Raw genomic sequence first — 25,290 nt, 5'->3', positions numbered from 1 at the left:
CTCACTTCAACATTCAAGGATCGAATATGACCGTTGCCCTGAAAAAGCAGCTCGATGAAAGCCTGCGCGATGCCCTGCTGGCGCTCTATCTGAACAAGGTCGCGCCCGACCAGGCCACGACAAAAACCCGCCAGCTCAAGACAGCCCGTGACCTCTACGAATACTGGCTGCTCGATGTGCTGGTCAGCCAGGACGTGCCCACCACGCCAGTGGCCTGCGCCATTGCCAGCCTGCAGCAGTACATCAACCGCATCCTGATGAACCTGGAGCCCGGTTACGACCCGACCAGTATCGGCGCCGAGCGTCTGAAAACGTGGCGCGATGAGATGCATCAGTACCCCACCTGGGCCGCCCATCAAAAACTGCTGTACTTCCCCGCGACTTATCTCGACCCCGCCCTGAGGGCCAAAAAAAGCGAGAATTTCCGGCAACTGGAAAACGAGCTCAGCCAGAACCAGATTCAACCCGATGCCGTTCAAACGGCGGTCATGGCCTACCTGACTCGCTTCGAAGAAGTCGCCAACCTGAACATTCTCAATGGTTACATCGATGGCTGGGACCTTGCCAACAGCACCTATTACTTCATTGCCAAATCCCGCTCCGAAAACAGCTACTTCTGGCGTTCACTGAACATGGCGCAACGCCCACTGGATGGCACGCCCCCGTCACCGCCAGCCAAAGCCCCCAAGCAGGACCAGCCGGATCCACACGCCTGGTCGGACTGGGAAAAAGCCGATGTGCCGATTCCCGAGAGCGCCGCCGAACAGACGATCCGACCGGTCTGGTTCAACAATCGTCTGTTCGTTGTGTGGGCGGAGTGCATACATCAGGATCCCGCAGCCTCGAGCCGCGTCTCTCAGGACGCCAGCACAGCTGCGCCAGGGGCTAACCGTGCGTTACTACGCTTGAGCTATTGCTTCAAGAAACACGATGACAGTTGGAGTACGCCGCGGGTCGGCTTGCAAGGCTATTGCGAGGATGAAGTGCTGACCAGCAAGGACGTGAATGCGATCAAACCATTGTTGTGTACGGTTGCCGAATATCACGTCACTCAGCGCCACGCGCTGCTCTTCCTAGCGCTGGGTGCCAAGACCGATTCAAAGCCTGCATCCGCCGATAACTGCAAATTTCTTAAAACGGCTTGCATCGATAAACACCTCGCTGTCGTGCCTTATTTATCAGCCACTCCACCGATAAATCCGCAAATCGATATCAAGGATCTCGACGACGATTACCGCAAACGGCTCTTCGACGCTAATGAACGACGTATTCAAACCGGTCATGGGCTTGGTCTACCGGGTAGTCATACCAACCCGAAACTGGGAGCCTTCCTTCCCTTGCCGTTTCTGGTAGACATTCGCCGCATGGCTCCGACTATTATCGAAGAGACGGTAAACGGCCCGCGCCTTGCTCAAATCATCAGCTTTAGCGATTCCGCTATGCATTACAGCGACAACAAAAAACAATCACGCCAACCCATCCGATTGAACACCATATTCGCCGCCGAACTGATCCGGCGCACCGAAAACAGCCTCGATGAGCTGTTCGACTGGGCCACACAACACCTGCCGGAACCCGCCGTGCCCGCAGACCCAACCAACCGGATGGATTTCCATGGGCCTTATGGCCGTTACTTCACCGAGCTGTTCCTCTATGTGCCCTGGCTGGTCGCCCAGCGGCTGAACGACGAACATCAATACGAGGAAGCGGAACGCTGGCTGCGCTATGTCTTCGACCCGGGTCGCAAGGGCGATGACCGTTGGAGGAGCGTGCCTTTGCTCGATAGCGGCACGCCTGCCTACGCCAACCGGGAACCCCATGATCCGCATCAGATCGCCCGCAGTCATCCGGTGCACTTTCGCAAGGCCCTGTACTTCCTGTACCTCGACATCCTGATCCACCGAGGCGATGCCGCGTACCGCGAGATGACCCCTGACGGGCTCAGCGAGGCAAAGCTGTGGTACGTGCGCGTGCTGGACCTGCTGGGTCCACGCCCGGTCGTCCAACCGGCCGATCCCTGGACAGCCATCAGCTTGAAAGAACTGAGCGACACCGCCGATGACAGTTTGCGCACTTTCGAATACGCGCTGACCGGCTTGACCGACAGTCACACACTGGCCCTTCGCGAAGGCAGCTCCCGGCTGACCCTGCCGGCGATCGACAGCCCGTATTTGCATTTGCCATTCAATCCGCAACTGCTCAAGTGCTGGGATCTCGCTGAAAGTCGCCTGTACAACCTGCGGCATAACCTCGACATGGCCGGCAAGCCGCTGCACTTGCCGATCATCGCGGCGCCGCTGGACCCGCGAGCGCTCTCCAGCGCCAACGCCCTGAGTCTCTCGGACAGCCCGTCGACAGGCCTGCCGAGCGTCACCATGCCCCACTATCGTTTCACCGCCATGCACAGCCATGCCCAGAACGCCGTGGAAAGCCTCAGCCAATTCGGCACCCTGGTGCTGTCGCTGATCGAGCGCAAGGAACAGGCCCAGCTGCAGGAGCTGCAACAACAGCAGGCCTGGGACCTGGCAAAAATCTCCGTCGACCTGCAACGCCAGGCCTTGATCATCGACCAGCGCAATCGCCAGGCGCTACTGGCCAGCAAGGCGATTGTCCAGGGGCGGATCAATCACTACCAGCAATTGCTGGACAACGGTATCAGTAGCGCCGAGACCCTGGCCTGCCAGTTGTATTTGAACAGCGGTGCCTCCGAGCTCTCGGCATCGGACGCCCAGGTCACGGCTGGCGGCCTGATGATGGCTCCGAACATCTTTGGTTTCAGCAATGGCGGCATTCGCTGGGAAGGTGCCATGCACGCGGCTACCGCACTCGCCCAAGGCGCCGCCATCGATGATCGTACAGCGGCGGCTCATCTCGATCGCACGGCACAGTTCAATCGTCGCGGGGAGGAATGGACCCTGATTCGTGACCAGGCACAACTCGAACTGGCCCAGATCGACGCACAGCTGGCGCAATTCACCGAGCAGGAAACCGCCACTCGCCTGCAATTGCGCCTGGCCGAATCGACCCTGGGCCAAGCCAAGGCCAACTACGACTTCCTCAGCAAGCGCTTTACCAAGGCACAGCTGTACCAATGGCTGAACGGCCAATTTGCCGCGCTCTATCGTCAGGCCTACGACGCCACACTGTCGCTGTGCCTGGCGGCCGAAGCCTGTTGGCAGTATGAGATCGCCGACTTCGACACACGCTTCATTCAACCTGGCGCCTGGCATGCGACCTATCGCGGGCTTGGCGCTGGCGAGCGGCTGAAGATGAACCTGTTGAAGATGCACGCCGAGTACCTGCAACGTCACGAGCGGGAGCTGGAGATCCGCAAGACAATATCGTTGCGACAACTCAAGGGCAAAACCGCTGACAGCTCTCTCAACAAGGAGTGGGCGCAGTTGCACGCCGACTTGAAGCAGGGCGGATGCGAGTTCGAGCTGACCCATCAATTGTTCGAAGACGACTACAAGGGCCAGCGACATTACCTGCGGCGCATCAAAACCATCAGCGTGACCTTGCCCACCGTCGTTGGCCCTTATGAAAACATTCGAGCCACGCTGACCCAGACCGCCAGCACGGTGTTCCTGTCGCCGGGCGATCAAGGCCAGGTCATGGAAAGCTGGCGCGCCAACCAGCAGATCGCCCTTTCGACGGGTGTCGACGACAACGGTCTGTTCACCCTGAGCTTCGACGATGATCGCTACCTGCCGTTCGAATACACCGGTGCGATTTCCAAGTGGCAGCTGACCTTCCCGAACCCCGAGGCCCAAAAAGACCTGCTGGAGTCGCTGACCGACGTCATCGTGCACGTGAGCTATATCGCCAGGGTCGGTGGAGGTGTGCAATGAATGAACACGCCCCGCTGCCTGTCACCGCACCGTCCCTGCCCAAGGGGGGCGGCGCCATTCAAAGCATTGGCAAAGGATCGAGCCCCGTCGGCGCCCACGGTACGGCCTCCTATGAGATTGCCCTGCCCATTTCGCCTGGGCGTGGCTTTGCGCCGCCCTTGACCCTGAGCTATCTCAGCTCGCTCGGCAACGGTGTGTTCGGCATCGGCTGGGGATTGTCGTTACCCAGCGTGACGCGACGCACCAGCAAGGGTGTACCGGCGTATACCGAAGATGACGAGTTCGTCGGCCCCACCGGAGTGACATGGCTACCCGAGCGTGATCCACAAGACATCATCGCTGCCACCTACATCGACCGCTACAACGGTCTGGACCTGGGCACGCGCTATACCGTCACCCAATACTTTCCCAGGATCGAAAGCCACTTCGACCGAATTGAGCATTGGTCCTCGCAAGACGATAAAGCCGGTTTCTGGCTGGTACACAGTGCCGACGGCAGCCTCCACCTGTTTGGCAAACACCCGACAGCACGGCGCACCGATCCCCAGGACACGAGCCGTGTCGGCGAATGGCTGCTGGAAGAGAGCCTGAACGCCCACGGAGAGCACATCCTCTACCAGTACAAGACAGACACCACGGCCCAACGCTATCTGAGCCAAGTCAGCTATGGCAATTTCAAGGCCGATGCACACCTTTACGCGTGGACAGCGGATCGGCTCGCGAACGTGCAATGGCACTTCGAACTGGTGTTCGACTACGGCGAACGGACCACCGCCTACACAGAAGAACCGGCGTATGAGGGGCAACAGTGGCAAGCCCGGGACGATGCATTTTCCAGTTTCGCCTACGGTTTTGAGTTGCCCACCGAACGGCTGTGTCGCCAGGTCCTGATGTTTCACCGTTTCCCTGAGGAATTGGGCGCCGCCCCCGTCCTGGTGCGGCGTTTGCTGTTGGATTATCACCAGACATCTCTGGGTTACCCGCTCCTTAGCGCCGCCCATGACCAGGCGTTCGGCGAAGGTGAAGCGGCCGAAAGCCGACCGCCCGTCGAGTTCAGCTACAGCGCCTTCCAGCTTGCGACTGAGCCCCTTGCCTGGCGGCGTTTCCAGGACATGCCGGGGCTCAACGACGGCCATGCCTATCAACTGGTGGACCTGTACGGCGAAGGCCTGCCGGGGGTGCTCCATCGAACCGACAACGGTTGGCATTACCGCGAGCCCGTGCGGGCCAGTACCCAAGGTAACGACGTGGCCTACGGACCGTGGCGAATGCTGCCCCACATCCCGGCGACCGACACGGCCACACCGGTGCACCAGGCCCTGAGTGACTTCACGGGTGACGGTCGTTTGGACTGGCTCGTCGCCCAGCCGCAAGTGAGCGGCTTTTTCACCCTCGATGCCGAACGAAGCTGGTCGGGCTTCGCCACGTTCAATGCCCTTGCACCAGAGTTTTTCAGCCGCCATGGGCAATTGGCCGACCTGATGGGCGCCGGGCTCGGCGATCTGGCGGTGATCGGCCCGCGCAGCGTTCGCCTGTACGCCAACCAGCGGGAGCACGGCTTTTCCCCCCCTGTGGAAGTCCCTCGCGAGGAAAACGAAGACGCCCTGCCCTTATTCAGCGCCTCAGCCGGTGAACTGGTGGCTTTCAGCGATGTACTGGGCAGCGGCCAGCAGCATCTGGTGCGCATTCGTCACAACGAAGTGAAGTGCTGGCCCAACCTCGGCCGTGGGCGTTTCGGCAACGCCAGGGTGTTGGACTTTCCCGGGCTGGCCTACGACAACTTCGACGCCGCGCGTATCCGCCTGGCGGACCTGGATGGCTCCGGCGCTGTGGACCTGATCTATCTGCAAGCGGACCGGGCCCTGATTTTCATGAACCGCTGCGGCCATGGCTTCAGCCCCGCGGTTGCCCTGCCCTGGCCAGAAGGCCTGCGCTACGACCCTCTGTGCCAAGTCAGCATCGCCGACCTGCAAGGGCTCGGTTGTTCCAGCCTGATCCTGAGCGCGCCGCACATGACGCCCCGGCATCGGCGCTACGACTTCGTCAGCGCCAAACCGTACCTGCTCACCGGCATCCACAACAACATGGGCGCCGACCAGCGCATCCGCTACCGCAGCTCGGCCCAGGAGTGGCTGGATGAAAAACTGCAGCGGATGACGGACGGCAAGCCCCTCACCTGTCGCTTGCCCTTGGCCCTGCACCTGGTTTGCGCTCAGACCCAAATGGATGAAATAACCGGCAATCGACTGACCCAGTCATTCTCCTATCGCCAGGGTTACTACGACGGCATCGAACGTGAGTTTCGGGGCTTTGGCCTGCTGCTGCAAACCGACACTGAAACGAGCCCCGACGACACCGACGTCCAATCCTTCACCGCCACCTGCCTGAAAAAGACCTGGTTTCACACCGGACGAAGGGTGAACCTGCCACGCAATGGCTACAGCCGGGCAGACAAGCAAGCCGTGCCGCTGGGTAAAACCTTGCTGTGCCACTGTCCGCCAGAGTCGTTGCAGGATCGCATCATTGCCTCGCCAGACGCGGCGACCGAACTGGAAATGTCCCGCGCCCTGTGTGGCCGGGTACTGCGCAGCGAGGTCTTCGGCATCGACAGACAGTTGAAAACCACCCGTCTGTATTCGGTGGAGGAAAACCGTTATGGGCTGCGCCTGCTGCAAACGCCCGACAGCGTTCGCCAGCAGGCCCGCCTGTTGCCCCTGCTGCTGGAGTCCATCCGCTACCAGTACGAAGGCATTACCGATGACCCGCAATGCCGGCACACCCTGAACCTGCAACACGACCGGTACGGCGCGCTGACCCACAGCGTGGACATCCACTACGCCCGACGAAAAACCGCCAGCGATACACCACCGTTCAGCGACGCCGAACAGCAACAGTGGTGGCGCGACGCGCATGACCCGGCGCAGCAGCTCTACTACCTGAACGAAACCCGTGCCGAATTCATCCACCTGCAGGCGCCCCAGCAATGGCGACTCGGCCTGCCTTATCGCCAGCGCACCCAGGCGTTGCAACGACCCAAGCTCCCTGAGGATGAGGGGTTGAGCCCACAGAACCTGTCTTTCGAAACGCTCAGCGAACTCACGAAACAAACAACCTGGAAAACCCAAGGCGTGCTGACCGGCTTGTCCGTGCAGCGCTACAGACACGCGTCGAGCGCAGCGACTCTGCCGGACGGCGTCGCCGATTTCCAGGCCCTGGTCGATCATCTGGAAAGCGCCGAGCTGGATGAAACGGCCTTGGGCGCTTTCCAATTACTGCCACAGGACAGCCGGCCCAAAGGAAAACTATTGGAGCGAATGGGTTATCACCGAATGAGCGATTTTCTTCTCGACACCCCGCAGGAGAAAAAACTCTGGTCAGTCAAAAGTGCTTTCACGACCTACGCGCCATTGGCGGGCTTCTACAAAACCAGGACCGTACAACCGAGCAAAAGCCAAGGCGTGTACGAGATAGGCCATGACCCATACGCTTGTCTTGTCACCACCTTCAAACTGCCCGACGGCTGCACCACCCAAGCGTTCTACGATTACCGCTCGCTCCAGCCCCTGCGCATCATCGACCCCAACGGTAACGTACAAGAAGGCCTGTTCGACGCGTTCGGCCAAGTATTGGCCAGCTCTTTTCATGGGCACGAGCACCACACGCCCGTGGGTTTCAAGCCGCTCGCACAGTTCAAACGGCCATCGTTCAGCAGCCCGGCAGACGCTATCAACCAAAGCAGGGATGCTCTGCAAGATGCCGCCATGACCCTCTATTACGCGCCCTTCAGTTGGATGGGACGTGTTTCGACGGTTGCCCGGTCGGACAGCGACTGGCTGGCGCGTTGCGTGGACAACGGCGACCTGCTGCCCAGCGGCCATATCCGCGCATCGGCCCGAGCCCGCCTGGCGGAGCTTCAGACACCCTGCGACGACGACCTCAAGCTGAAACACGAAATCGAAGCCGCGGCCCGTGAACCGATACACATCGCCACGCTGGTCGCCGACCGCTTCCCGGATGACGACCGAAGACAAATCCGCATCGCCGTCAGTGGCTTCGATGGCTTCGGGCGAACCCTGCAAAGCAAGCAACTCGTCGAACCGGGCCGGGCTTATGTCGTCGACGCCAAGGGCGACCTGACGCTGACGGACCAAAAGATCGCAGCCAGGCGCTGGCGTGTCAGCGAACGGGTGGAATACAACAGCAAGGGCCTGGCGGTGCGTATCTACCGCCCTTACTTCGCCGACCGGCACAGCCACATCAACGATGCGTCCTTGCGCCAGTCCGGGCATTTTGACCAACACTTCTACGACCCACTCGGACGCCCCAGCCACGTGTTACTCGCCAGGCAAAATGGCCTCGCCTACATGCGTCGGCATACACGTCACCCCTGGTACACCGTGGACGAGGACGAGAATGACACGCTGCAGGAAGTCCTGTCCGAACACGCCACCACGGCCGGAGGTGGCGCATGAACCCACGCCTTCATCACAAGACGCCTACGGTCAATGCCCTCGACGGCCGTGGCCTGCCCGTGCGGCAAATCGCTTACTGCCGGCGCGACGCCCAGGCCCCCTCCCAGGCGCGCATTGCCCAGCAAGACTATGACGCGGCGGGACGAGCGGTGGCGCAGCGTGATCCTCGACTGTTTGCTATGGCGACCGGCGGGGCGAACCTGCGGACGGTCTTCAGTTTGTCCGGCAAGACGCTGTTGCTCGACAGTATCGATGCCGGGTGGCGCCTGTACCTGTCTGGCGATGCAGGGCAGCTATCGCACTGCTGGGATCAGCGAGGCACCTATTGGCGAACCACCTACGACACGCAACTGCGCATGACGGCCGTCCATGAGCAAGCGGCCGGCGACGTGCCGCGCAGGGTCGAATGCCGGCATTACGGCGACAGTTCGCCGGAGTCCGCAGTGCATAACCGCTGCGGTGCGCTGATCCGTCACGATGACAGCGCCGGCACCCTGCTGATCCATGACTATGGGCTTTGCGCCAAACCTCTCAGCCAGACCCGGCACCTGCTGGCCACCGCCGAACGCCTGGACTGGCCAGTACAGGAGATAGACCGCGATCGCTTGCTGGAACAGGGGAACGGCTACACCACGAGCTGGCGCTACGACGCCCTCGCCGAGCTCATCCAGCAGACCGATGCAGCCCAACACCTGCAGCGCTACTCGTTCGATATCGCCGGTCAGCTCAAGGCCGTGGGCCTGCAGATAAGCAACACGGCAACCGAAAAAGTCATCATGAGCGATCTGGTCTATAACGCGTCCGGCCAGCTCGAGTCCCAGACCGCCGGCAACGGGGTCGTCAGTCGCGCCGTGTTCGATCCGGCCAACGGTCGATTGATCGCCCTGCGTACGTCGCGGGCGGCCAGCACCTTGCAGGATTTGCGCTACACCTACGACCCGGTGGGCAACGTGACGCACCTCGAGGACAAGGCCCAACCGGTGCAGTTCGGCAGTAACCAGCGGGTCGAAGCCGCCAGCACATTCACCTACGACAGCCTTTATCAATTGATCAGCGCGACGGGCCGCGAGGCCGCCGGATTGACCAGCCCCCCGGACCTTCCAGCCCTCGGCAAAACCCCCATCGACCCGAATCAGCTGTTCAACTTCACCGAACACTACGAGTACGACGCCGGCGGCAACCTGATCGAGTTGCGCCATCGTCGCGACGGCAATCACTACACCCGGACTCTGAACGTGGCCGCCGCGAGCAATCGCCTGCGCGCCTGGAACAAAGGCCAATCGACGCCCGACGTGGCAGTGGACTTCGATGCCAATGGCAACCAGCAGGCGCTTGCCCCGGGCCAGGCGCTAACGTGGAACCTGCGCAACCAGCTCGACGGCGTGGTGTTGGTGCGGCGTGAAAACGCTGCCGATGACATCGAGCGCTATCGCTACGACAGCGGCGGCCAACGGGTACGCAAGCTCCAGACAACCCTGGGCGCAACACGGGTTCACACCCGGGAGGTCCGTTATCTGCCGGGCCTCGAAATTCGCACGCGCGACAATGAACGCCTGGAAGTCATCACCCTGCAAGCCGGTCGCTACAACGTGCGCTACCTGCACTGGACCGAAGGCCGACCGTCCGGTATCGCCGTCAACCCGATTCGCTATGGCCTTGGCGATCACCTGGGCTCCAGCTCACTGGAACTCGATGACCAAGGCGGCCTGCTCAGCCAGGAAAGCTACCTGCCCTACGGCGCAACCGCCTGGCAGGCCTCCCGCTCGGCCGTGGAAGCCGACTACCGGACCCTTCGCTACTCCGGCAAGGAACGCGATGCCAGTGGCCTGTATTACTACGGGCAGCGGTACTACGCGCCGTGGTTGCAACGCTGGATCAGTCCCGACCCGGCAGGGGCGGTCGATGGCTTGAACCTTTATGGCATGGTGGGAAACAACCCCCTCAGGTTTGTCGACCGCCAAGGGTGGATGAAGGAGGATTTCATCCAATGGATGAAAGAGGATGGCCACGCCCGTTCCTTGAAAATGATGCAGCCGCCACCGACGAAACAAGCTAAAAAACGTGCTGGCACTCATCAGGAAGGCCCTCCAGACCCCGACGCCAGCCCCAGTTTCAGCAAAACCAAACGCAAGGAGCTGGTCGTTCACTCCCATGGCTTAGTCGAGGGTTTGGGCGTGGGCCTCAACGAATTCTACAACCTCACCGGGCCTAAATCCGGCCCGGAGGGATACCGCGGCGTAGACAAGGCGTATGACGGCACCGCCCAAAGCGAAAGTTTCTACCTGAACTTCGGAAGCTACAGAATCGGCAATACCCACGATTACCTGGCCGACTTGGCCGAACGATACAGCACGACGAAAAACGATCCGATCCATAAAATCGAACTGGATCTTGACGCGTTAAAGAGCGAGCCGACGCTGAGCAGGACCGTCGAGGACATCCATGAACTGCAGCAATACACCCAGAACCTCATTGCCAGGCACATTGAACAATCCAATAACATCATCCCCATACGCACCGGGGGGCCAGGGGCTCATGGAGAAGTCCGCCTGATCAACTCGGTCGTTGCGCTCTACCCGGGTCAAGCTGAAATGAAGCTGTCGAACACGCAACTGTTCACCCACAAAATAACCGGCGTGGACGAACCGAAACCTTTCATTGCCTGTTTCAATTGCAGCGGCATTATCCCGGAAAGCGTCAGTATCCAGACGGGGCGCCACGCTATGGACTATGGGGAATACAACAAGCATGTCTTGGCTATCAATCGTGCTCCGCGCCCTGGTCCCAGACCCTGACTGCACCTGGCCAGCTCAAACCTGCTCGGTTTCAGTCTGGCCTGGGAGGGTTCGAGCGGCGGCGCCACTCAGACATTGATCGCATTGGTAAACACCAACCGGTTCCCAAACGGATCGACCACCGTCATGTCCTGGCTTCCCCAAGGCATGGCCTGGATCTGGGGGTGAGCGTAGCGATACGCCTTGTCCTGCAATTGCTGTTGGAACGCCTCCAGCTCATCGGTCTCGATCCGCAGGGCCGAGCCCGGCGTGCAATCGCCATGGTGCTCGCTCAGGTGCAACACGCAGTCGCCACGGGAGACCTGCAAGTACAACGGGAAGTTATCACCGAAGCGATGTTGCCAGTCGACGGTAAAGCCCAGGAAGTCGACATAGAACGCCAGCGCCTTGGTTTCATCGAAGATCCGCAGGATCGGGGTGGTTTTACCGAAGCTCATGGGTTGCTCCCTGGCTGAAAAAACCCAGTTTAGTGGGTCGACCCCAATGCTTCGGCCTTGGGCCCGGCTTCTTTAGTGTCGCAGTGCCATTATTGTGACGCCAATTTACACAATATCAGCCGCTTACACGCCATTGGCTGGACCAAACCCCTGGCGCAGGTCGCCCTCCCGCGCCAGGAACCGCCCTTTCCGGCGCCCGTAAGCCTGCCCTTCGCAGTAGCTCAAGACACCATTGACCCACACGCCATCAATCCCTTCGGCAGCTCGTTGCGGCTCGTTGAAATCGGCCACGTCGCGAATGGTGTGCGGATTGAACAGCACCAGGTCCGCCCAATGGCCTTCACGGATTTCCCCTCGTTGCTTGAGGCCGAAACGCGCCGCTGAAAGGCCGGTCATCTTGTGCACGGCGGTGTGCAGCGCAAACAGCCCGACATCACGACTGAAATGGCCTAGAACCCGTGGGAATGCGCCCCACAAGCGCGGATGGGGAAACGGGTCTTCGGGCAATCCGTCGGAGCCGACCATGGACAGCGGATGGGCGAGGATTCGACGGACGTCGCTCTCATCCATGCCGTAGTACACCGCGCCAGCCGGTTGCAGGCGCCGCGCCGCTTCCAAGAGCGACACCTCCCATTCGCCGGCGATGTCGGTCAGGTCGCGCCCGCCCATTGACGGGTGTGGTGTCGACCAGGTGATGGTGATGCGATGGGCATCGGTCACTTGCTTGAGATCCAGGGTCGAGGAGCTGGCCGCGTAGGGATAGCAGTCGCAACCGACCGGATGGGTTTTCGCCGCGTTCTCCAAGGCCGCGAGGACCTGCGGGCTTCGTCCCCAGTTACCGGCCCCGGCGCATTTGAGGTGGGAAATGATCACCGGGCTCTGTGCATGACGGCCGATCTGGAACGCCTCGTCCATGGCCTCGAGCACCGGCTCGAATTCGCTGCGCAGGTGGGTGGTGTAGACCGCGCCGAATGCACTCAACTCTTCGGTCAGTTGCATGACTTCGTCGGTGGACGCCGAAAATGCGTTGGCATAGGCCAGTCCGGTGGACAAGCCCAGTGCACCGGCCTCCAGGCTTTCACGCAATTGCCGACGCATGGCAGCGATTTCTTCCGCCGAGGCAGTGCGCAACAAATCATCCATGTGATTGCTGCGCAACGCTGTGTGCCCGACCAACGCGGCCACGTTGACCGCCGGCTTCGCCGCCTCTACCGCCCCACGATAATCCCCGAAGCGTGGGTAGGCGAATGCCTGGGCCGTGCCGAGCAGGTTCATCGGGTCCGGCGGATCGCCCCGCAGGCTCACCGGCGAAGCGCTGATGCCGCAGTTGCCGACGATTACCGTGGTCACGCCCTGACTGAGCTTGGGCAGCATCTGCGGTTGGCGAATCACCACCGTGTCGTCGTGGGTGTGCACATCGATGAAACCCGGCGCCAGCACACGACCGGCGGCGTCGATTTCTTCAAGCGCCTGGGCATCGCCCAGCTCGCCGATGCGCTCGATGCGCCCGGCGCGAATCCCTACGTCGGCATTGTAGCCGGGGGTATCGCGGCCATCGATGACCAACGCGTTGCGAATAAGCGTGTCGTACAGCATGTCAGTCTCCCAGCGGCAAGTCATCGTCGCCGCCGCGGTAATCGTCCAGGGCGAGTTTGACTCGCCGCAGGCGCTCTTGATTGTCTTCGGGATGGGCCAGCGCCAGCTCGGTGGCCAGCACATCGATGGCCAACAGCATGCCGTAGCGCGCCGCCGTGGGTTTGTAGATGAACGAGGTTTCGGCGCCTTGCAGGGGCAGCACGCAGTCGGCCAGTTGGGCCAGCGGCGAGTCGGCGCGGGTAACAGCCAGGATCGCCGCGCCGTAGCTGCGGGCCAATTCAACGGCACTCAACAGCTCCGGCGTGATACCGGTCAGTGAACAGGCGATGACCAGATGCTGGTCGCTCAGCGAAGTGGCGGTGATGCGCATCATCACCGGGTCGCGACAGGCGGCGATCGGGTAGCCGAAACGCACCAGCCGCACCTGCAACTCCTCGCCGCACAGCGCCGACCAGCCACCGAGGCCGAACGCATGGATCATTCGCGCCTTGCCGATCATCCGCACGGCATCGCCGAACCGCGACTCTTCGAATGCCGACAGATGCTGGCGCAGAGTCGCTTCGATATCGCCGACGATCTGTCCATAAAACGCTGATTGCTCCGGCGCACCGGCCGGGTCGAGGAAACGGCTGCCGACACCGCTGGCCTGGGCCAGTTGCAGGCGCAGGTCGCGAAGATCGCGGCAACCGACGGTACGGGCGAAGCGCGACAGGGTAGCGCTGCTGACTTCCGCCCGTTGGGCCAGTTCATCGAGGCTGGCGGAGGCGGCGAAGCCGACGTCTTCGAGCATCAGCCGGGCGATTCTTCCTTCGCCGGCACTGAAGGAATCCTGGCGGGAACGGATCTGGTAGAGGATGTCCATGGCGGCTCCTGTTGGGGTGCGTTGCGCTCAAAGCAAGCGCGAAAGCCCGAGGGTCAAGGCGAACGCGACCACGGAAATCAGCGTTTCGAGCACAGTCCAGGTCTTGAAGGTTTGCGTGACGGTCATATTGAAGTATTCCTTGATCAGCCAGAAGCCGCCGTCGTTGACGTGGGAAAAGATAACCGACCCGGCCCCGGTGGCCAGCACCAGCAGTTCGGGGTGGGGATAACCCAGGCCAATCGCCACGGGCGCGACGATGCCCGAGGCCGTGGTCATCGCCACCGTGGCCGATCCGGTGGCAACGCGCATCAGTGCGGCGAACAGCCAACCCATGACCAGCGGTGACAACTGGAACTCCTGGGCCAGGCCGACAATCTGTTGCGTGACCCCGGCGTCCACCAGGATTCGGTTCAAACCACCGCCGGCCCCCACCAGCAAGGTGATGCTGGCGGTCGGTGCCAGGCATTCGTTGGTGAACTTGAGGATCGATTCACGGTTGAAGCCCTGGGCCAGGCCGAGGGTCCAGAAGCTGAGAATGGTCGCCAGCAGCAAAGCGATCACCGAGTTGCCGATGAACAGCAGGAACTGATTGAAACCGCTGCCCGGCGTGGAGATCAGGTTGGCCCAGCCGCCGATCAACATCAGGATCACCGGCAGCAGAATGGTCCCCAGGGTCACGCCGAAACCCGGCAGCCTGGTGCGCGGCTCGCGGTCGAGGAATTGTCGCTCCAGCGGGTTCTCGGCCGGTAGCTGGATGCGCGGCACGATGAATTTGGCGTACAGCGGGCCGGCAATGATCGCGGTGGGAATGCCGATCAGGATCGCGTACAGCAAAGTCTGGCCCACCGAGGCCTGGAACGCCTGCACCGCCAGCATCGCGGCGGGGTGCGGCGGCACCAGGGCATGGACCACCGAAAGCCCGGCGACCATCGGCAGCCCCACCATCAGGATCGACACACCCACACGCCGGGCGATGGTGAAGGCGATGGGCACCAGCAGCACAAAGCCGACTTCGAAGAACAACGGCAAGCCCACCAGGAAGGCAATGCACACCATCGCCCAGTGGGCGTTGCGCTCGCCGAAGCGTTCGATCAGCGTCTGCGCCATCCGCTCCGCCCCGCCGGACTCGGCCATCATCTTGCCGAGCATCGTGCCCAAGGCCACCACCAGCGCAATGTGCCCCAGCGTCTTGCCGACACCCGCCTCGTACGCCCCCACCACACCCGACGGCGGCATCCCGGCCAGCAATGCCAGGCCAATGGAGACCAGGGTAATCACGATGAATGGATTGAGCCGGTAGCGGGCGATCAGGACGATCAGCGCAATGATGGCGATGGCCGCGTAGACCAGTAGCCAATAACCGAAAGCAGGTGCCATGCGTTACTCCTCGAATGGGGTCACGTCGATGTGTTCTGAAACTCATAAATCATTTCGACAAATAATCTTCAAACCCACTGAAAGTAATTTTCGCCCCCAGGCAAGAAATGTCGCTAATGGACATCGCGATGCGGCCGCTATGAAAATCCAGCGCCGGACTTTCATTGCCTTGTAGCGAGGGAGCTTGCTCCCGCTGGGCTGCGAAGCGGCCCCAGATTCATCAACACAATCGACCAACGGCTGGCCGCCCCGCACTCAATTCCGTACTATCCGCACCTGTTTTTTGCACCACTCCCCGGCAGCCGACGCTCCACCGGCGCCCAGTCAGGTAAATCATGAAATCAGCCCGTCTTCGCGCCGACATCCTCGCCGGCCTCACCACCTCTTTCGCCTTGCTCCCCGAGTGCATCGCCTTCGCCCTGGTGGCTCACCTCAATCCGCTGATGGGGCTGTACGGCGCGTTCATCCTCTGCACGCTGACCGCGTTGTTCGGCGGTCGACCCGGGATGGTGTCAGGCGCGGCGGGGTCCATGGCGGTGGTGATCGTCGCGCTGGTGGTCCAGCACGGCGTGCAGTACCTGTTGGCGACCGTGCTACTGGGCGGGCTGATCATGATGGCGTTCGGGCTGTTGCGCCTGGGCAAGCTGGTGCGCATGGTGCCGCACCCGGTGATGCTCGGCTTCGTCAACGGCCTGGCGATCGTCATTGCCCTGGCCCAACTGGAACACTTCAAGAATGGCGAGGCCTGGCTGAGCGGCCCGCCGCTGTACCTGATGGCCGGCCTGGTGGCGCTGACCATGGCCATCGTCTACCTGCTGCCGCGCCTGACCCGCAGCGTGCCGCCGGCGCTGGTGGCCATCCTCGGTGTTGGCCTGGCGGTGGACCTGCTCGGCCTGCCGACCCGAACGCTGGGCGACATGGCCCACATCGCTGGCGGCTTGCCGACCTTTGCCCTGCCGGACATTCCCTGGAACCTGCAGACCCTGCAAATCGTCGCGCCCTATGCGGTGATCATGGCGATGGTCGGCTTGCTGGAAACCCTGCTGACCTTGAACCTGACCGATGAAATCACCGAGAGTCGCGGTTATCCGGACCGTGAATGCGTGGCGTTGGGAGCCGCCAATATGGCCTCCGGGTTGCTGGGCGGCATGGGCGGTTGCGCCATGATCGGCCAGACGATGATCAACCTCAGCTCGGGCGGACGCGGACGGTTATCCGGTGTAGTGGCCGGGGTAATGGTGTTGCTGTTCGTGTTGTTCCTGTCGCCACTGATCGAGCGCATTCCGCTGGCGGCACTGGTGGGCGTGATGTTCGTGGTGTCCCAGCAGACATTCGCCTGGGCCTCGTTGCGGGTGGTCAACAAAGTGCCGGGCAACGATGTGCTGGTCATCATCGCGGTGACAGTGATCACGGTGTTCACCGACCTGGCCGTGGCCGTGCTCTGCGGGATTATCATCGCGGCGCTCAACTTCGCCTGGCAACAAGCCCGGGAGCTGTACGCCGACACCCACGAGGAAGCCGACGGCAGCAAGCTTTATCGCTTGCACGGCACGCTGTTCTTCGCCTCATCGACGCCGTTCCTCAACCAGTTCGACCCGGCCAACGACCCGGCCCTGGTGACCCTCGATTGCCGTCATTTGCGCTTCGTCGATTACTCGGCCGTCGCCGCACTCAAGACCCTGCGCGAGCGCTACAACAAAGCTGGCAAGCACCTGCGGGTGTTTCACCTGTCCGAGCGTTGCAAGCAAATGCTCAAGCGCGCCGGCGTGCAGCACGACTGAAGCAACACCCAACAAAAACCTGTGGGAGCGAGCTTGCTCGCGATAGCGGTGGGTCAGCCAACTTCAGTACTGACTGACCCGGCGCCATCGCGAGCAAGCTCGCTCCCACAAGGGTGCTTATTCTGCTGGCACTACCGATGTCACTCACACCATCTCATCAAGAATCCACTCCACCACCGACGTCCGCTTCGGCGTCCAGCCCAGCAGCTCACGGGCGTTCGTGCCTCGCACACGGCTGTTGGAACCCAGGCCATAGTTGGCCATTTCGTAGCCCCATTCGGCCTCGGCTTCGGCCAGCGGCCAATCTTGCGGCTCGCCCAGCTTCAGGGCTCGGGCCATGGCTGTGGTCATCTCGATGAACGAGGCCTCGCCGCTTTCAACGAAATAGAACGTGCCGGGTACGTTACGGGTCAGGGCCAATGTGTACAGCTCGACCACGTCTTCGATGTGCACGTTGGACCAGATGTTCTGCCCCGGTCCCACATGCCGCACCACCCCGCTTTTACGCGCCTGCTTGAGCAGGCGAGGCAACTGCACGCTGTCACGCTTGACCCCCAGGCTGTGGCCGTAGATCAAGGTGTTGCAGATCACCGCCGAATTCACGCCTTGCTGGGCGGCATCCAGGACAAGATTGTCGATGGCGACGCGGGCCGCTTTATCGACAGTGGGTGGCGGCAGATGGCTTTCCCGGTAGATGTCATCGCTGTGACGACCACCGGATGCATCGCCGACAATGCTCGAACCGCTGGTGTGCAGCAGCACTTTGTTCGAGCCTTCGAGCCCTTCGATCAGGGCTTCGACCGCACCACGATGATCGCTGCTGGCGGCATTGATCACGGCGTCGGCGGCACGGGCCTGTTCGATGAGCAGCGCGCTGTCCTCGAGGGTGCCAATGACCGGCTCGATGCCCAGCGCAGTGAGTTCGCTCGCCTGTTCGGCACTGCGCACCAGACCGCGAACCTGATGCCCGGCGCGTACCAGGCCGGTGGCGATGGAACCGCCGATAAAACCGGCAGCACCGGTGATGAATACGTTCATGGATAACTCCTTGGCAACCTGAGTGATGGGACGAGTATCGAGGGCTGGCCCTTGTCGAAACAGCCCACATTGCCCAAATCACTCTTGCCTTGAAGTCACGAATCAGCCCTTGAAGTCCCGCGCGGCGTAGTCGGCGAGCTTGCCCTGGATGAAGTCCAGGAAGCACTGGATCCGCAGGGCCAACTGCGAGTTGCGGTAGTAAACCGCATTGATCGGCTGGCGGTATCCGCTGTTGGCATCGGCCAGCAGCACCTTCAGCCGCCCGGCCTGGATGTCTTCGCGGGTCATGAAGTCTGACAGGCAGGCGATGCCCTGCCCTTGCAGCGCCAGGTGACGCACGGTCTCGCCGCTGGACGCGCTGATGGCAGCCTGGATCGGCCAGCGATCACCGTGCGAGTGGCGCAGCGGCCATTGATTGAGGCCCTCGTTCTGGGCAAACCCCAGCAACGCATGCTCCGCCAGCTCGGCGACGCTTGTGGGTGTGCCGTGCCGCTTCAAATAGGCCGGGCTGGCGAGGATGTGCAACGGGCTGCAGCCCAGGGCGCGAGCATGGAGCGTCGAGTCGGTGAGGGTGCCGATGCGGATGGCGATGTCAGTGCTTTGCTCCAGCAGGTCGATGATCAGGTCGTTGCTGTTGAGTTCGAGCTGGATGTCCGGGTAAAGCCTGCGGAACTCTTCAATGTGCGGGACGATGGCGTGCAGCATGAACGGCGAGGCCGCGTTGATCCGCAAGCGTCCCGCGGGATTTTTCTGGCGGGACGACAGGCGCTCTTCCAGTTCATCCATCTGGTCGAGGATGCCTTTGGCCTGTTCGAAGAAATACTTGCCCTCCTCGGTCAGGTCCATGCGCCGCGTGGTGCGGTTGATCAGCGTGGTGTCGAGCTTTGCCTCCAGCCGCGACAGCGTGCGGCTGACCGCCGATGGCGTCTGCCCGACCTGTTCGGCGGCGGCGGAGATCGATCCGCACTCGATCACGCAGACGAAAATCTGCAACTCGTCGGATCTGGCTTTCACAGGCGTCCTCTCATGACATGCAACTCAATGTGACAGGGCTTGCCACAGATGCATGATTGCCTTCAGGTAGGTCCCGATAGTAGCCGGATTACCGCGAAAGGCCGAACACCTCGACCAAATGCCGCTCATACCGCGCCACATCCTCTTCGATGTTCGGGCGCTTCATCACGTCCACGCACAGGAAGGTTGGCAGGCCGGTCATGCCGAGGAACTGATTGGCCTTGTGGAATGGGAAGTACACCGCGTCTACGCCCTTGGCTTCGAAGAAGTCGGTCGGATCGTCGAAGGCTTGCTGCGGGGCGTTCCAGGTCAGGGACAACATGTACTGCTTGCCTTGGATCAGGCCGCCACTGCCATATTTCTGCGAGGCATCGGAACGGGTCCGACCGTCGCTGGCATAAAGGCTGCCGTGGCCTTCGGTGAAGACTTCATCGATGTATTTCTTCACGGTCCACGGGGCGCCCATCCACCAGCCTGGCATCTGGTAAATGATCACGTCGGCCCAGAGGAACTTGGCGACTTCCTCCTGGACGTCGTAGCCGCCGTCGATGAAGGTGGTTTTCACATCGAAACCGCCACGGTCCAACACACTGAGTGCCGTGTCGTGAAGGGTCGCGTTGTAGCGACCGTCGGAGTGGGCGAATTGTTTGCCGCCGTTGAGCAACAGGACTTTTTTCATGGGGAGCCTCATCGGGTTCCACGGCATGGGCCGTTGGAGGGCCGCTGCATGGAAAGGTTGAAAATGATGACGGCAGAGTATCGATGAGCCTCGCGCGGAATAAGGCCCGGCACGACAAAAGTGATTTGATCAAAACGCACGAATCGACCATTGATTGTTGCAATAAAATTCAGCCGACTGTCATTTCAGGAGGCACCCCATGAGCGAACTGCACGGTTTTATCCTTCACGCCAAGACCCGCCCGGAAAAAGCCGAAGCCTTCGAAGCGCTGTTTCGCGCCTACGTCGAACCAAGCCGTGCCGAGCCCGGTTGCATCGAATATCACATGCTGCGGGACCAGCAGGATCCAACGCTGTTCATCTTCTATGAAATCTGGGCCTCCCAGGCGCACCTGGAGGTGCACTCGAACCTGCCGCACATGCGGCAATTCTTCGAGCGACGCATGGAGTATCTGGAGCGCGACTTCGACATCCGCCGCGTCGACATGCTCAGCCCGTCCTCGGCTAGCCGCTGATCAGCAGATGGCCGCCGAGCACGCCGAGGCCGATGAAAAATGTCCGTTTGAACAACACGGCGCTGATCCGCTGGCGTAACCACTGCCCCAGCCACATCCCCAGCAGCGCCGGTGCCAGCGCCAGTAACGAAGCGCTCAACTCGCCCCCGCCCAGTTCGCCGCGCCACAACAGGCCGGCGGCCAGGGCCAGCGTAGAAACGGTGAATGACAAGCCCAAGGCTTGCACCAGTTCATCCTTGCTCAAGCCCAGCGCTTGCAGATAGGGCACCGCCGGAATGACGAACACACCGGTGGCGGACGTGATGAGGCCGGTCAGCAGCCCACAAAGCGGAGCGATCCACGATTCGGCATCGGGACCGACCCGCAGCGTTGGCAGCAACAGCCCGCTCAACGCATACAGCAACAACGCCCCGCCCAAGGCCCGCACGACCCAAGCCCCACCCGTCATACCGAGCCACAACGTACCGAGCCCGGTGCCCATGAAAATCGCCAGCAGCAGCGGCCACAGGCGCCGGATCAGGGCTTGCAGATGACCGCCGAACGCCAATTGCCAGAGATTGGTCAGGGTTGCCGGGATAATCAGCAACGCCGCAGCCTGCGCCGGTGCCATAGCCAGTCCGAGCAAGCCCATGGAGATGGTCGGCAGCCCCAGGCCGATCACACCCTTGATGGTGCCGGCCAGCAGAAAGGTGACGATGACCAGCAGGGAAAGGGCCAGGCCGAGATTTTGATAGAAAGCGATGAGTGTGTTCATGGGGGTATCGTGCGCCCCGGGACTTGGCTTGAAAATCTGCCATATACTGAGGGTGCCTCTCTTGTAGCAATAGGCTGTTCATTCGCTGATGCTGCCGACCCCATCGCGAGCAAGCTCGCTCCCCCAGGGGATTGCATTTCAAACTGTGGGAGCGAGCTTGCTCGCGATGGCGATCTAGCAAACACCAGACAAACCCGGCACAGGGATCACCTGCCCATGCACTTCGACCTCACCGACCTGCGCCTCTACCTGCACATCCTCGACACCGGCAACATCACCGCCGGTGCGGCCCGCAGCCATTTATCCCTGGCCGCGGCCAGTGCGCGGGTCCGGGCCATGGAAGCTTCCCTGGGCATCGAGCTGCTTGAGCGCGGACGGCGTGGCGTAACCCCGACGCCGGCTGGCAGGGCCCTGGCCGAGCACGCCCGAGTCCTGTTGCAACAGGCCGAACGCCTGCAACAGGACCTGGCGGAATACGCCAAGGGCGTCAAAGGCCGGGTGCGGCTGTTGTGCAACACCAGCGCCATGACCGAGTACCTGCCCGAACTGCTGGCCGGTTTTCTCAAGGCCCATCCCAACCTCGACATCGACCTGCAGGAATTACCCAGTTCACGGATCACCCATGCGCTGCGCCAGGGCGCGGCGGACCTGGGGATCGTTTCCGACGCGGTGGACACCAACGGCCTTCAGGCCTGGCCGTTTCGCGACGATCCACTGGTCTTGATCCTGCCGACCGGGCACCCACTGGCTGACGGTCGAGCCGTGCGTTTCAGCGAGACCCTCAGCCACGACTATGTCGGCCTGAACGCCTCCAGTGCCCTGGCGATTCACCTGGAAGAACAGGCCCTGCACATCGGCTCGCGCATGCAAATCCGCATTCGCGCCGATGGTTTCGACGGCATGATTCGCATGGTGGCCCATGGTGCAGGCATTGCCATCGTGCCGAAGGCGGCCATCGACCGGCGCCCGCCCGAGCCTTCATATCACAGCGTCACGCTGCAAGAGGCCTGGACCCACCGGGCGCTGCTGCTGTGCGCCCGCAACTTCGACGGATTGCCGGCCTACGCTACGGCCCTGGCTCGACATCTGGCCGATTGAAGCGCGCTTCTGGATAGCCCGATGTCGACCACAGGCATCTACCCGCCCATGCCACGCGTTAGGGTGCCTGTTCTCTTCCGCCCCTTTCGGAGTTCACATGACCGCCCCCATCACCGTCCTGCGCGACACCCATCCGCTGCCCGTACTCGATGCCTGCAAATGGGAAAAACTCGAAGGCGACCCGCACACCGTCAACCTCAACGCCTACACCAGCGAAGACGGCAGCAAGATCATGGGCACCTGGATCTGCACACCCGGCAAATGGTATGTGGAATACGTGAAGTGGGAGTACTGCCATTTCCAGGAAGGCTACTGCATCATCACCCCAGAGGGCCTGGAGCCGATCCATCTGCGCGCCGGTGACATCTTCGTCATCGAGCCAGGCATGAAAGGCACGTGGGAAGTGGTCGAGACCGTGCGCAAGTATTTCGTCTTTGCCTGAAACAAAAAACCGAGAGACCACCCGACATGGTCTCTCGGAAAGCAACTTCTGGAATGCATCCCCTCGCCACAAAAGCTTCAAAGCACCGCAGGTTTATTGCGGCTTGCGATAGCTGTTAACAATCGCCGAAAAATCCTTGCCGCCCTCGCCTCGCTGGCTCATCGCCTGGTACAACTGCTGCGCCACCGCCCCCAGCACCACCGGCTGATGGGCCTGCCGCGCGGCTTCGGTCGCCAGGCCAAGGTCCTTGAGCATCAGGTCGGCGCCAAAGCCACCCGTATAGCCACGGGAGGCCGGTGCCGTTTCGATCACGCCCGGCCACGGGTTGTAGGTGTCCGAACTCCAGCAACGACCCGTCGAGCTGTTGATGATCCCGGCCAGCACTTGGGTGTCGATCCCCAAGGCATCGCCCAGCGCCATGGCCTCGCTGACGCCCACCATGGAAATGCCCAGCAGCAGGTTGTTGCAGATCTTGGCGATCTGCCCGGTGCCGACTTCGCCACAGTGCACGATGTTACGGCCCATTTGCGCCAACACTGGTTGCAAGGTGGCGAACAACTCAGCCGTGGCGCCGACCATGAAAGTCAACGTACCCGCCGCCGCACCGCCGGTGCCGCCCGAGACGGGCGCATCGGCCATCGCCACCCCTTGTTTGGCAGCGGCAGCCGCCACGTCGCGAGCGGTTTGTGGATCGATGGTGCTGCAATCCACCGCCGGCGTGCCAGCGGCGATACCGGCCAGCACTCCGTCCTCGCCCAGCCAGACGCTACGCACATGGGCGGCGGCCGGCAGCATGGTGATCACCAGCCCGGCGCCCTGGGCCGCGTCGCGAGGCGAGGCACTGATCGTGCCGCCCAATGCCGCCAGTTCAGCCAGCACCGTCTGGTTCAGGTCGAACAGGTTCAGCGAATGGCCGGCCTTGAGCAGGTTGCGCGCCATGGGGGCGCCCATGTTGCCCAGGCCGATAAATGCGATGTTCATGTCCGGCTCCTTAACGCAAATGGATGGTGGTGTTCACACCGTCATTGACGCTGTCATCATCGAACCAGCGCGCGGTCACGGTCTTGGTCTGAGTGTAGAACTGCACCACTTGTTTGCCGTACGGGCCGAGGTCGCCGAGTTTCGAACCACGGGAACCGGTAAAGCTGAAGAACGGCACCGGCACCGGGATCGGGATGTTGATGCCCACCTGGCCAATGTCGATTTCGCTCTGGAATTTGCGCGCCGCCGCACCACTTTGGGTAAACAGGCCGGTGCCGTTGCCGAATGGGTTGGCGTTGACCAGGGCAATCGCCTGATCCAGGGTGTCGACTTCCAGCACCACCAGCACTGGGCCGAAGATTTCCTCGGTGTAGATGCGCATCTCGGTGGTCACACCGGAAAACAGGGTCGGGCCGACAAAGTTGCCCTGCTCGAAGCCCGGCACGCTGATGCCACGGCCATCGAGTTCCAGCTTCGCCCCTTCCTTCACGCCGCTCTCGATCAACTCGAGAATCCGCGCCTTGGCCCGCTTGGAAATCACCGGGCCGATGTCGGTGCCCGGCTCACTGCCGGCGTTGACCTTGAGCTTCTGCGCCAGGGCCTTGAGCTCCGGCAACCATTGTTTGGCCGCGCCCACCAGCACCACCACGGAGGTGGCCATGCAGCGCTGGCCGGCCGCGCCAAAACCGGCACCGACCAAGGCGTTGAGGGCCTGCTCACGATTGGCATCGGGCAACACCACCGCATGGTTCTTGGCGCCCATCATCGACTGCACGCGCTTGCCATGGCGACCCGCCAGGTCATACACGTGGGTGCCGACCGCCGTCGAACCGACGAAGGAGACCGCCTTGATGTCCTTGTGGGTGCAGAGCGCATCCACCACGTCCTTGCCGCCGTGCACCACGTTGAGCACACCCGCCGGTACGCCGGCCTCGATGGCCAGCTCCACCAACAGCATGGTCGACAGCGGATCCTGTTCCGACGGCTTGAGCACAAAGGTGTTGCCGCAAGCGATGGCCATCGGGAACATCCACAGCGGAATCATCGCCGGGAAGTTGAACGGCGTAATGCCCGCGCACACCCCGATCGGCTGGCGCAGCGTGTAGGTGTCCACGCCTCCGGCGACGTTCTCGGCGAACTCCCCCATCTGCAGGGTGCCGATGGAACAGGCGTGCTCGACCACTTCCAGGCCGCGGAAAATATCGCCCTCGGCGTCAGCGATGGTCTTGCCCTGTTCGGCGCTGAGCACCGCGGCGATGCGCTTGGAGTGCTCGCGGATCAATGCCTGGAGCTTGAGCATGATGCGCATCCGCGCACCGATGGGCGTCAGCTTCCAGGTCTGGAACGCACGCTGGGCAGCGGCGATGGCGGCATCGACTTCCGACGCCGTGGCGAATGGAACCTTCGCCAGCACCTGTTGGGTCGCCGGGTTGACGATGTCGTGCCATTCGCTGGATTGGGATTCGACCCACTCGCCATCGATCAACAGTCTGACGGTTTGCAGGGTGGTATCGCTGGGCGTAAGGGAAACGTTCATGCTGGCCTCCGGGATTGTTCTTATAGAGAGCGCTGGTTCAGCAAAGACCAAGGTGCATGGGC

At 61.9% G+C, this 25,290-nt stretch carries 17 protein-coding genes; 7 read left to right on the top strand and 10 right to left on the bottom strand.

Annotated features, from left to right (window positions below):
* Positions 1–26 precede the first annotated feature (26 nt).
* Genes AB7M32_RS08215 through AB7M32_RS08205 form a run of 3 tightly spaced genes read left to right on the top strand, consistent with a single transcriptional unit; the run spans position 27 to position 11,118 of the window.
* Positions 27–3,851, top strand: coding sequence for a Tc toxin subunit A-related protein (locus AB7M32_RS08215; RefSeq protein ID WP_454249621.1), 3,825 nt, complete (start codon positions 27–29; stop codon positions 3,849–3,851).
* On the top strand, positions 3,848–8,323 hold the full coding sequence (locus AB7M32_RS08210) for a SpvB/TcaC N-terminal domain-containing protein (protein ID WP_454249620.1): 4,476 nt from the start codon (positions 3,848–3,850) through the stop codon (positions 8,321–8,323). Before AB7M32_RS08215 ends, AB7M32_RS08210 begins: the two co-directional genes overlap by 4 nt.
* Positions 8,320–11,118, top strand: a complete 2,799-nt coding sequence (locus tag AB7M32_RS08205; RefSeq protein ID WP_454249619.1) for an RHS repeat-associated core domain-containing protein — start codon at positions 8,320–8,322, stop codon at positions 11,116–11,118. Before AB7M32_RS08210 ends, AB7M32_RS08205 begins: the two co-directional genes overlap by 4 nt.
* Positions 11,119–11,186: 68 nt before the next feature.
* On the opposite strand, the gene AB7M32_RS08200 is transcribed toward AB7M32_RS08205, so the two are convergent.
* From AB7M32_RS08200 to AB7M32_RS08185, 4 genes are all read right to left on the bottom strand, one after another.
* A complete protein-coding gene (locus AB7M32_RS08200) occupies positions 11,187–11,555 on the bottom strand; it encodes a glyoxalase superfamily protein (RefSeq protein WP_192262908.1) in 369 nt (122 codons plus the stop codon).
* Between the two features lie 123 nt (positions 11,556–11,678).
* Entirely contained in the window at positions 11,679–13,151 is a 1,473-nt protein-coding gene (locus AB7M32_RS08195) for an N-acyl-D-amino-acid deacylase family protein (RefSeq protein ID WP_454249618.1), read from the bottom strand.
* 1 nt (position 13,152) lies between these two features.
* Complete coding sequence (locus AB7M32_RS08190; protein WP_454249617.1) at positions 13,153–14,013, bottom strand: MurR/RpiR family transcriptional regulator; 861 nt, start codon at positions 14,011–14,013, stop codon at positions 13,153–13,155.
* Between the two features lie 27 nt (positions 14,014–14,040).
* Positions 14,041–15,390: a GntT/GntP/DsdX family permease gene (locus AB7M32_RS08185; protein WP_454249616.1), complete on the bottom strand. Its 1,350-nt coding sequence runs from the start codon at positions 15,388–15,390 to the stop codon at positions 14,041–14,043.
* A gap of 335 nt (positions 15,391–15,725) precedes the next feature.
* On the opposite strand from AB7M32_RS08185, the gene AB7M32_RS08180 reads away from it, so the two are divergent.
* A complete protein-coding gene (locus AB7M32_RS08180; protein ID WP_454249615.1) occupies positions 15,726–17,171 on the top strand; it encodes a SulP family inorganic anion transporter in 1,446 nt (481 codons plus the stop codon).
* Positions 17,172–17,315: 144 nt separating this feature from the next.
* On the opposite strand, the gene AB7M32_RS08175 is transcribed toward AB7M32_RS08180, so the two are convergent.
* The 3 genes from AB7M32_RS08175 to AB7M32_RS08165 all read right to left on the bottom strand — a co-directional run bounded on the left by AB7M32_RS08175 (position 17,316) and on the right by AB7M32_RS08165 (position 19,902).
* A complete protein-coding gene (locus AB7M32_RS08175) occupies positions 17,316–18,209 on the bottom strand; it encodes an NAD-dependent epimerase/dehydratase family protein (protein ID WP_454249614.1) in 894 nt (297 codons plus the stop codon).
* 102 nt (positions 18,210–18,311) lie between these two features.
* A complete protein-coding gene (locus AB7M32_RS08170) occupies positions 18,312–19,223 on the bottom strand; it encodes a LysR substrate-binding domain-containing protein (protein WP_454249613.1) in 912 nt (303 codons plus the stop codon).
* Positions 19,224–19,311: 88 nt separating this feature from the next.
* Positions 19,312–19,902, bottom strand: coding sequence for an NAD(P)H-dependent oxidoreductase (locus tag AB7M32_RS08165; protein ID WP_454249612.1), 591 nt, complete (start codon positions 19,900–19,902; stop codon positions 19,312–19,314).
* A 199-nt stretch (positions 19,903–20,101) separates the two neighbouring features.
* Here AB7M32_RS08165 and AB7M32_RS08160 point away from each other — a divergent pair, with 199 nt between their 5' ends.
* Positions 20,102–20,416, top strand: a complete 315-nt coding sequence (locus tag AB7M32_RS08160) for a putative quinol monooxygenase (protein ID WP_092201994.1) — start codon at positions 20,102–20,104, stop codon at positions 20,414–20,416.
* Here the strand turns inward: AB7M32_RS08160 and AB7M32_RS08155 are convergent.
* Positions 20,406–21,170 carry a sulfite exporter TauE/SafE family protein gene (locus AB7M32_RS08155; RefSeq protein WP_454249611.1) on the bottom strand — a complete coding sequence of 255 codons (765 nt, stop codon included), beginning with the start codon at positions 21,168–21,170 and terminating at the stop codon, positions 20,406–20,408. The genes AB7M32_RS08160 and AB7M32_RS08155 overlap by 11 nt on opposite strands.
* A gap of 216 nt (positions 21,171–21,386) precedes the next feature.
* Here AB7M32_RS08155 and AB7M32_RS08150 point away from each other — a divergent pair, with 216 nt between their 5' ends.
* A complete protein-coding gene (locus tag AB7M32_RS08150; protein ID WP_454249610.1) occupies positions 21,387–22,268 on the top strand; it encodes a LysR substrate-binding domain-containing protein in 882 nt (293 codons plus the stop codon).
* 97 nt (positions 22,269–22,365) lie between these two features.
* Positions 22,366–22,710 carry a cupin domain-containing protein gene (locus AB7M32_RS08145; protein ID WP_060739285.1) on the top strand — a complete coding sequence of 115 codons (345 nt, stop codon included), beginning with the start codon at positions 22,366–22,368 and terminating at the stop codon, positions 22,708–22,710.
* 93 nt (positions 22,711–22,803) lie between these two features.
* On the opposite strand, the gene mmsB is transcribed toward AB7M32_RS08145, so the two are convergent.
* Complete coding sequence (gene mmsB, locus AB7M32_RS08140) at positions 22,804–23,691, bottom strand: 3-hydroxyisobutyrate dehydrogenase (RefSeq protein WP_092173833.1); 888 nt, start codon at positions 23,689–23,691, stop codon at positions 22,804–22,806.
* Positions 23,692–23,701: 10 nt separating this feature from the next.
* Entirely contained in the window at positions 23,702–25,228 is a 1,527-nt protein-coding gene (locus tag AB7M32_RS08135) for a CoA-acylating methylmalonate-semialdehyde dehydrogenase (RefSeq protein ID WP_454249609.1), read from the bottom strand.
* Positions 25,229–25,290: the final 62 nt, after the last annotated feature.

This window comes from Pseudomonas sp. R151218B TE3479, from assembly GCF_053629195.1.
The sequence above is the reverse complement of the archived record's forward strand: the minus strand, read 5'-3'. Positions and strand labels throughout refer to the sequence as shown.

Bases quoted from the DNA above. Each gene is read 5' to 3' on its own strand.
- AB7M32_RS08180 (WP_454249615.1), top strand. From the start codon at position 15,726: ATGAAATCAGCCCGTCTTCGCGCCGACATCCTCGCCGGCCTCACCACC.
- AB7M32_RS08165 (WP_454249612.1), bottom strand. From the start codon at position 19,902: ATGAAAAAAGTCCTGTTGCTCAACGGCGGCAAACAATTCGCCCACTCC.
- AB7M32_RS08135 (WP_454249609.1), bottom strand. From the start codon at position 25,228: ATGAACGTTTCCCTTACGCCCAGCGATACCACCCTGCAAACCGTCAGA.
- AB7M32_RS08150 (WP_454249610.1), top strand. From the start codon at position 21,387: ATGCACTTCGACCTCACCGACCTGCGCCTCTACCTGCACATCCTCGAC.
- AB7M32_RS08155 (WP_454249611.1), bottom strand. From the start codon at position 21,170: ATGAACACACTCATCGCTTTCTATCAAAATCTCGGCCTGGCCCTTTCC.
- AB7M32_RS08145 (WP_060739285.1), top strand. From the start codon at position 22,366: ATGACCGCCCCCATCACCGTCCTGCGCGACACCCATCCGCTGCCCGTA.
- AB7M32_RS08190 (WP_454249617.1), bottom strand. From the start codon at position 14,013: ATGGACATCCTCTACCAGATCCGTTCCCGCCAGGATTCCTTCAGTGCC.
- AB7M32_RS08185 (WP_454249616.1), bottom strand. From the start codon at position 15,390: ATGGCACCTGCTTTCGGTTATTGGCTACTGGTCTACGCGGCCATCGCC.
- AB7M32_RS08215 (WP_454249621.1), top strand. From the start codon at position 27: ATGACCGTTGCCCTGAAAAAGCAGCTCGATGAAAGCCTGCGCGATGCC.
- AB7M32_RS08160 (WP_092201994.1), top strand. From the start codon at position 20,102: ATGAGCGAACTGCACGGTTTTATCCTTCACGCCAAGACCCGCCCGGAA.
- mmsB (WP_092173833.1), bottom strand. From the start codon at position 23,691: ATGAACATCGCATTTATCGGCCTGGGCAACATGGGCGCCCCCATGGCG.
- AB7M32_RS08175 (WP_454249614.1), bottom strand. From the start codon at position 18,209: ATGAACGTATTCATCACCGGTGCTGCCGGTTTTATCGGCGGTTCCATC.
- AB7M32_RS08210 (WP_454249620.1), top strand. From the start codon at position 3,848: ATGAATGAACACGCCCCGCTGCCTGTCACCGCACCGTCCCTGCCCAAG.
- AB7M32_RS08205 (WP_454249619.1), top strand. From the start codon at position 8,320: ATGAACCCACGCCTTCATCACAAGACGCCTACGGTCAATGCCCTCGAC.
- AB7M32_RS08200 (WP_192262908.1), bottom strand. From the start codon at position 11,555: ATGAGCTTCGGTAAAACCACCCCGATCCTGCGGATCTTCGATGAAACC.
- AB7M32_RS08195 (WP_454249618.1), bottom strand. From the start codon at position 13,151: ATGCTGTACGACACGCTTATTCGCAACGCGTTGGTCATCGATGGCCGC.